The organism is Alteromonas sp. BZK5 (genome assembly GCF_014349115.1).
In the GTDB taxonomy this organism is placed as follows: domain Bacteria; phylum Pseudomonadota; class Gammaproteobacteria; order Enterobacterales; family Alteromonadaceae; genus Alteromonas; species Alteromonas macleodii.
Genome location: NZ_JACSOE010000118.1, coordinates 1 through 7,702 on the forward strand (window position 1 = coordinate 1; position 7,702 = coordinate 7,702).

General features: G+C 44.4%; 5 protein-coding genes. 1 reads left to right on the plus strand and 4 read right to left on the minus strand.

The window, feature by feature from the left end; translation table 11 throughout:
• Positions 1-138 precede the first annotated feature (138 nt).
• The 3 genes from BIZ39_RS19345 to BIZ39_RS19355 all read right to left on the minus strand — a co-directional run bounded on the left by BIZ39_RS19345 (position 139) and on the right by BIZ39_RS19355 (position 5,497).
• The gene (locus BIZ39_RS19345) at positions 139-1,878 is read right to left on the minus strand and encodes an AMP-binding protein (RefSeq protein WP_187447786.1); all 1,740 of its coding nucleotides are present in this window, start codon (positions 1,876-1,878) and stop codon (positions 139-141) included.
• A gap of 368 nt (positions 1,879-2,246) precedes the next feature.
• Positions 2,247-2,825, minus strand: a complete 579-nt coding sequence (locus tag BIZ39_RS19350) for an EF-hand domain-containing protein (protein ID WP_014949496.1) — start codon at positions 2,823-2,825, stop codon at positions 2,247-2,249.
• Between the two features lie 302 nt (positions 2,826-3,127).
• Positions 3,128-5,497, minus strand: coding sequence for a DNA polymerase II (locus BIZ39_RS19355; RefSeq protein WP_222936709.1), 2,370 nt, complete (start codon positions 5,495-5,497; stop codon positions 3,128-3,130).
• Positions 5,498-5,812: 315 nt separating this feature from the next.
• On the opposite strand from BIZ39_RS19355, the gene BIZ39_RS19360 reads away from it, so the two are divergent.
• Entirely contained in the window at positions 5,813-6,844 is a 1,032-nt protein-coding gene (locus BIZ39_RS19360; protein ID WP_187447789.1) for an MBL fold metallo-hydrolase, read from the plus strand.
• 69 nt (positions 6,845-6,913) lie between these two features.
• On the opposite strand, the gene BIZ39_RS19365 is transcribed toward BIZ39_RS19360, so the two are convergent.
• On the minus strand, positions 6,914-7,702 hold a 789-nt coding region (locus tag BIZ39_RS19365; protein WP_187447787.1), incomplete at its 5' end, for a sensor histidine kinase.

Here is a 7,702-nt window from a genome sequence, read left to right on the forward strand (position 1 = left end):
GGCGATTGATCTGATCACCAAACGTCATGAATGTTCCTATCTTTTTTATCTTATTGATATCGCAATATTATTTGTGGGGATACCTCAGACTCTGACCCCAATCTTCGAAATGTACTCTGACCCCACTATTTGCTGGGATTATGCTTCGGTTTGTAGGGCTTGCTTCTTCAGTGTTTCTATCATGTATTCGCGCATTTTAAACTTCTGAAGCTTCCCTGTTACCGTCATGGGGTACTCTTTAACTACGCTGATGTATTTGGGTACTTTAAAGTAGGCTAGTTTGGATTTAAGGTAGTCGCGTATCTGATCTTCGTCTATATGTCGATTTTCCTTTGCCTTAATCCATAGGCATACTTGCTCGCCATATTTGTTGTCAGGAATACCAAAGACAGCGGCGTCTGACACATCCGCATGTTGATACAAGACTTCTTCAATTTCTCGTGGATAAATGTTCTCGCCGCCGCGAATAATCATGTCCTTTATTCTACCAACTATTGTGACGTAGCCTTCTTCATCCATTTCTCCAAGATCGCCAGAATGAAGCCAACCTTCATCGTCTATGGAGGCTTTCGTCTTAACCTCATCACCCCAATAACCTTTCATTACACAGTAGCCTCTCGCGCAGATTTCGCCAGGTTCTCCAATAGGCACCGTATTGCCTTGGGGATCTATGATCTTCACTTCTGTATGGGGCATAGCGCGTCCTACGGTTTTGACCTGCTTTTCAAATGGCGAGTCAATGTTAGTAATATGATTGATAGGGCTACACTCTGTCTGACCATAACCTATGACGACTTCTGTCATATGAAATTCACTATGGACCTTTCGCATGAGCTCTTCTGGACAGGTACTACCTGCCATGACACCTGTCCTTAGTGTTGATAGATCAAAAGCTTTGAAGTTGGATAGTTCGAGTTCGGCAATAAACATGGTTGGTACGCCATGTAATCCCGTGCACTTTTCTTCTTCTACTGTACGGAGTGTTGTCTCAGGGTCGAATGACTCCCCGGGGAAAACTGCGCATGCACCTGATGCTAAGCAAACTAAGTTGCCCAATACCATTCCAAAGCAGTGGTAAAGCGGAACGGGAATACAAAGTTTGTCTTTGTGTGTGAACCTCATTGCTTGTGATACTAATAGCCCATTATTTAGAATGTTTCGGTGCGTTAACGTTGCGCCTTTCGGATTTCCCGTCGTGCCAGAGGTAAACTGAATATTGATGTTATCATCCGCGCTAAGGTTCGATTCAACGGCCTCCAACTGAGATTTAAGCGCTTCCGTTGGTTCTATTTGTAATGCAGAAAAAGCCTGTAATCCTTCTACAGGCTTATCGCCAATAGTGTATACATATTTAAGTGAAGGCAACTTAGCAAGCGTTAGAGGATGCTTTGGTGTGTTCTTATCTTGGCTGTCTATTTCTGGCGCAAGCTCTTTCAACATGGCGACGTAATTTGACTGCTTGAATGATTGCGCCATGACTAAGTATTTTACGGCAACGTTATTAATGGCAAACGCTAATTCATCAGGACGATAAGCAGGGTTCAGGCATACCATGATCGCCCCGATTCGCGCAGTGGCCATCTGTACGATCGACCATTCGATATTGTTCGGAGACCATATACCCACACGGTCGCCAGGTTCTACACCGTTTGCAAGTAAGCCGCAAGCAACACGTTCTACTTCATACCAATACTGCTGATAGGTCCAGCTAACGTCTTGATGTTTTACAATAATCGCTGGGTTATCGCCATAATTGTCGACAACATTTTTGAAATACTGACCGATAGTGAGCGACGTCAGCTCAGCCTCATCAGAGCCAGTAAACTCACTTTTCTGAAGAGGGAGTAGTGAGTTCGGTGTTAATTTTGATTCCATCATATCTTGCCTCCATGCGCGTACGCATCTGATTTATATATAAATAATAGAGTTGGCTGTTTCGGCTTTTGGTGCCAAATAACCAATGGCAACAATTGCAGTAAATGCTGAATACGCAACGAATAAAACAAATAATTCAATCTTTATTAACAATATTGTTGCAAACGGGTTTTGTCGACAAGATGTTAGTCGTATATGGGGTTATTCAACGATGAATTTGTGTGACTCGTCGTACACGCTGAAAGGAGAGTAATAACCAAAAGTGACAATGTATTTGATGTCTAAAGAAAATTGTCTCGACTTTAATGAAACAAAAAAGCCTCCGACGAAGGAGGCTTCCTAAAAATTTTTACTTTACGAAAGGTGAGTGTCTATTCAGACTCAATACCTTCGAAGTAGGCACGATATTCCATACGGGTAACGTAAGAATCGCCATTTTCGTCCATCATCTCAAAGTCACCTTCGACATGTGCAACCTTTAACTCCTCGGCTGTAAGCTTACCGTCGCTGTCTACATCGATTTCAGTAAACTTATTGTCGGCTGTGGCTGACATTTCAGTGCGAAGCTCCTTATTCTTCTCTGATATCATTTCACCGTCTGCTTTAGAGAATAATTCAGGGTTGCCCTTTTCCGAGAGTAGAGCGTCATTGGTGCCTTCAGTTTTCACCTGAGTAATGATGTCGTCGCTAAACATTGATGGTTTTTCATCAACAAACTTGTTGAATTCAACACGGCTAATCATGCTGTCACCATCGGTATCCATTTTTGCGAGAAGCTTACTGTCAATAACGCCAGAAGACTCTGAACCGACGATATAGCCGTTTCCATCCTTATCCATTGCGTTAAATCCCATCGAGATCTTCTCTTCGTGGTGGCCTGCTACTGCTGAAGCAGATAGTGTTGCAGCAATAACAGCACTGGTAATCATACTTAGTTTTGTGATCTTCATAATCAAATTCCTTCTGGCTTTTACAGTGAACTCGGGCGTTCAATTGCCCTAACCACTAGGTCCACAGACCTCAACATAGGTGCAGATTGGAAGTAAGTTTCAATCTGACACCGCTAATGACTTACGTAATTCATTATTCATTGAATGTGCCAAATGCATAACTAACTGATTTAGTGAGGTAATAAAAATTTAAGGCGAGGTTTTCAATGTTATTGCTATGTTAAATTGTCGCAGTGTTTGCAAGATCTTCATACGTCAAACTTAAGCTGTTCTCAGATATAGATAGAACCCCATTAATGAGATTAAAACAGCGAGAGTTGATCGTTCGCTATTGTCTCAAAATTCAGGCCAATAAGAGGCAAGATACTATCGGCAATGGGTTGGATTTGCTTTTCAATATAGTGGTCATATTGAAGGGGGGCCGTGGCGGTTTCTGCGGTTTGAGGGCCCTGTACTGTAATAACATAAGCAATGGTAGTATTAAACTGATAGCGAAGTGGCAACCCCTGTTCTTTATAGTACTCGTCCGCTAATCGCGCTGCCTTTACGTGGGGAGGTAGCGACTTGGTATACGACGACAAAGGCTTTCGCAGCCGCTTTTTATAGACCAAAGCGTGATCCATTTCACCGGACTTTATCGCTGCTATCGTGCTATTTATGTAGTCTTCAACAGGCTGTCCAGTAAACACTTTTTTGTACAGCTCGTACTGGAAGGTTTTAGCTAGTACCGTCCAATCAGAGCGGACATTTTCCAAGCCTTTAAAGACAAGTTCACCGCCCTTCATTCCTGCGTAACGTTTTTTGCTGCCTTCGGAAGAGCCTCGGATCGTCGGCATAAAAAACGTAGAAAAGTGAGATTCAAACTCAATTTCTAAGTGGCAATCAATGTCGAACTCACTTTTTAGTAACTCTGTCCACTTTCGATTAATAATGCTAGCGAGCTCAAGTCCAGTCTCTGGGGGCGTACCCAGTGCATCATTACCTTCTACATGAACAAATGTTGAGTCGGTATCGCCGTAAATAACCGTATAGCCCAGTTCTTCAATCCAACCCGCAGTGGTTTGCATGATCTCATGACCCCGCAGTGTAATAGAGCTAGCAAGGCGAGGATCGTAGAAAGGGCAACCGCCACTACCAAGCACACCATAGAAGGAGTTCATTAATATTTTGATGGCCTGAGAGCGCGGTGCGTCTTTCTGTTTTTTGGCTTCGTCGCGCTGAAGCCATAGGTTTTCAATGATGGAAGGTAGAAAATGAGATTCGCGGCTAAATACTGCGCCTTTAAAACCTTCTATCGCCGTGTCAGGGGACTTAAGCCCTTCCGCTAGTCCCAACGGATCGATTTTAAATGTACGAATGATGGAAGGATACAGGCTCTTAAAATCTAGGACTAAAACGTCTTTATATAAACCTGGCTGGGAACGCATGACATAACCACCCGGACTAGCCAAGCCTCCATTTTCAGGTCTTACCCCCGCGACATAAGACTTGCGGTGAAGCTTAGGCAAGTACACATTTAAAAACGCGGCCACTGACCCTCCGGGGCGACTCATATCTAGGCCGGTGAGAATACTGCGCAGTGCCAGAAAATCGATAAATTGGGTTTTATCCTGAATGCGGTTGACCAGTTCCGTATCTTTAAAGTTATAGTTAGCGAGTGCAACAGGGTCGCTATGATAAAGACGCTTTATCGCTTCAAGCTTGTCTGCAGCCTGAATAAGCTTATTTTCGCCAAGCAGTTCTTCAGATACGTGATCGAGCGAGAACGACTCGAATTGATAAGTCATTGTTTTTAGTGCTTCGATACCATCAATAACGCATCGCCCTGGCACATCAACGAGGGTTTGATCCTCCCACTGTCTTACAGAAGCCTCTCGGCTGTGGCGGCCGATAGCATACTTTAGCGAGTTAGCCCTAGCGCGGCGTTCAAGTACCGCCATATCGAACTGTTTAACATTCCAGCCTAAAATGATATCTGGGTCGTAGGATGTAAGATATGAAAAAAATGCTTCAAGCAATGCTTTTTCTGATTCAACGGTAATGAGCTCGTACGCGCTGTCTTTTTGTCCTTGCAATGTTTGCCCAACAAAACGTGGCGGGCATAAAAGCAGCACAACGTTGAGTCCTTCACCGGCTAACGCAATGCTAAAGAGTTCTTCATGCTCATTGCATTCGATGTCTATGCTAAGTGATGTAAATGTGGTTCTGAATTGACAGGGTCTGATTTGCGCATTTTCTATAACGATCTGAGGCGTATCGTCGAAATCTTGCGGAGCCAGAAATTCCACCGCACCATACACAAAGCGCTCCATTAAGTAGCGATCGGCAACGCGAATATCCGCTTCGTACAATATAATACTGCTTTCCTGCGCACGCTGGCGAAGCTGATGCATGTGTGATTCGGTTGCGGTTTTTACCGTCGCAACAGGAACTTGTTCCAGCGTGTGAAACCCGTCATCTGAAATACTGATCTTTGCAGAAATACGTTCGGCGATATTGCGTAAATCATTGGCGTGATCAACAGATACAAAGCAAGTGGGGTATTGGGGTGAAGAAATTAACCTAGCGGTGCTACTGGGCGTTTTTACCCATAGCTCAACATGCACCTTGCCTCGCCGGGTAAACGTACTTTTATTGAGTATGAACCCTTGTTGTATTGTTGAGGCTGACATGGATCTGATTTACTAACCGGCTTTGTTGACGTTAATTTCTTTAAATAGCCTCATGGGCGTGTACGTTTTATAAACTCGCATTACCATTATCTGTTCAATAACTGGCGCAAAGGTGCAATAAAAATGCGCTACCACTGTGCACGAGAAACGGCAGTAGGCTTAGTATAACGTTTGTTATCACCTACTCCTATAGATCTCTATTCGACAGATATGTTTGTTTTTGTAAGCAGCGCGAGTTAAAACGAAAACGTACAGTCTTTGTGCACGTTAGACCATGCACGTTAGACCATGCACGATAGAAAAGGTGAGGGCGATATGGAATATCTATTCGATAAACAGGTAGAGCCGGGCGAGCTAATAGAAGTGGCCGATGGTGTTCTTTGGCTAACAATGCCGCTTCCATTTGAACTTGACCACATAAATTTGTACCTGATCCGCGGTGAAGGCGGTTGGGTGGTCATTGATACTGGCATAGGAACGTCCACCACCAAAGCGCTGTGGGAGCGTATATTCAAGCAATTAGACGGGCCAATAGTTGGTGTCATCGTTACGCACTTACATCCTGATCATGTAGGGTTAGCGGGCTGGATAGCCGACACGTATAATGTTCCCTTTTATATGTCTCAAACTGAGTACTTTACTGCCAGAGCGTTTGCGGCAGGAAGAAATGGCGCAACGAATGACCGGGATGTGCAATACTACCAGCGAGCAGGTTTAGACGAATCCATGATCGCAAAGCTTACTTCTGGTGAAGGCAACGGCTACAGCAGCGTCGTTTCACCACTACCTATTAGCTACACACGTCTAAAGCATGGTATGACGCTGTCGCTTGGCGGTAACGAATGGCAGATCATCATTGGCCGCGGCCACTCTCCTGAGCATGCGTGCCTTTACAATAAGCAAAAAAATATTCTCATATCAGGCGATCATATTTTGCCGATTATCACGCCAAACATTGGCGCCTACTCAACAGAGCCTGATGCCAACACCTTAGACGACTACCTTTCTACGCTGCCGCAATTCAAGAATTTGCCCAAAGATGCGACAGTATTACCTGCTCACAAGCTACCCTTTATCGGCCTGCATGAGCGAGTAGATTCGCTTATTGCTCATCATCACGAGCACCTAAAAGCACTGTTAAATGCTTGCGAGCAACCTCAAACGGTCGTAGAGCTATTACCGGTTATGTTTAAGCGCAAGCTCTCTAGTCGCAACATGGTGTTTGCAGTAGCAGAGTGTTTGTCTCACCTTAATTACTTGCTTAATGAAGGAGCCATTTCGCGGACGTTAAACAGCAAGGGTGTGTATACATTTAAAGCCTGTGAAGTAAAAAAGCTTGCTTGTTAGTTCAGTCAGAGGACATACAAACAGAGTGAGGATTAACAACGTTTGACTCTGTACTGGGCTATCTGTTTTCTAGGCCGTTTGAGAGTTTTCCGTTTCGTTTTCTTTATTCTCTTCATTATCTTCACTGGACGGGGGCTGTGCTGCAGGCTGTTTCGGAATGGTGATCTCTACCACGGTTCCTTTTGCCTCTTTGCTGCTAATAGATATTTTACCTTGATGTTGCTCAATGGCGGTGTAAGCCACAGAAAGGCCCAGCCCTTGGCCTTGCCCTTCGGGCTTTGTAGTAAAGAAGGGTTCAAAGACTCGCTTTAGATGTCTTGTAGGAATACCGCAACCTGAGTCCAGTATTTTGATGGTCACCAACGTAGGTGAATCGAGCACAGTAAGTTTAATGAAGCCCCTATCTTCTATGGCCTGCGCTGCATTTATCATGACGTTCATTAGCGCCTGTTTCAGCGGCCCAGGGTTTCCCATTACCTCCACTTTCTCTAATTCACATTCAAATTTATATTGGGGCGTGCTGTACTGGGCGGAAATAAGCGTGATCAGCTGGTGACACACGGCGCAGATATCTACTATCTGCACGCCTTCGGTAGTCTCCAGCGAAAAGTTCTTAAGGTTTTCGACGATGTCTTTTACGCGGGTAAGACCATCTGTCGATTCGGCAATTAGCTCAGTAATATCGTCCTTTAACAAGTCGTAGTGATTAGACTCAAACAGTGCGTCGATCTGCTCTTTAAGTTCGTCGGTGAAGTGTTCGAGTTGCCCCTGAACGCCATCACAAATCGCAATAAGGTGAGTTGCGTATTGCTCAAGTGTATTGAGGTTAGCGCTCACAAAACCAATAGGGTTATTAAT

Excerpts from the sequence above, each read along its gene's own strand:
- BIZ39_RS19360 (WP_187447789.1), top strand. The coding sequence starts at position 5,813 with ATGGAATATCTATTCGATAAACAGGTAGAGCCGGGCGAGCTAATAGAA.
- BIZ39_RS19355 (WP_222936709.1), bottom strand. The coding sequence starts at position 5,497 with ATGTCAGCCTCAACAATACAACAAGGGTTCATACTCAATAAAAGTACG.
- BIZ39_RS19350 (WP_014949496.1), bottom strand. The coding sequence starts at position 2,825 with ATGAAGATCACAAAACTAAGTATGATTACCAGTGCTGTTATTGCTGCA.
- BIZ39_RS19345 (WP_187447786.1), bottom strand. The coding sequence starts at position 1,878 with ATGATGGAATCAAAATTAACACCGAACTCACTACTCCCTCTTCAGAAA.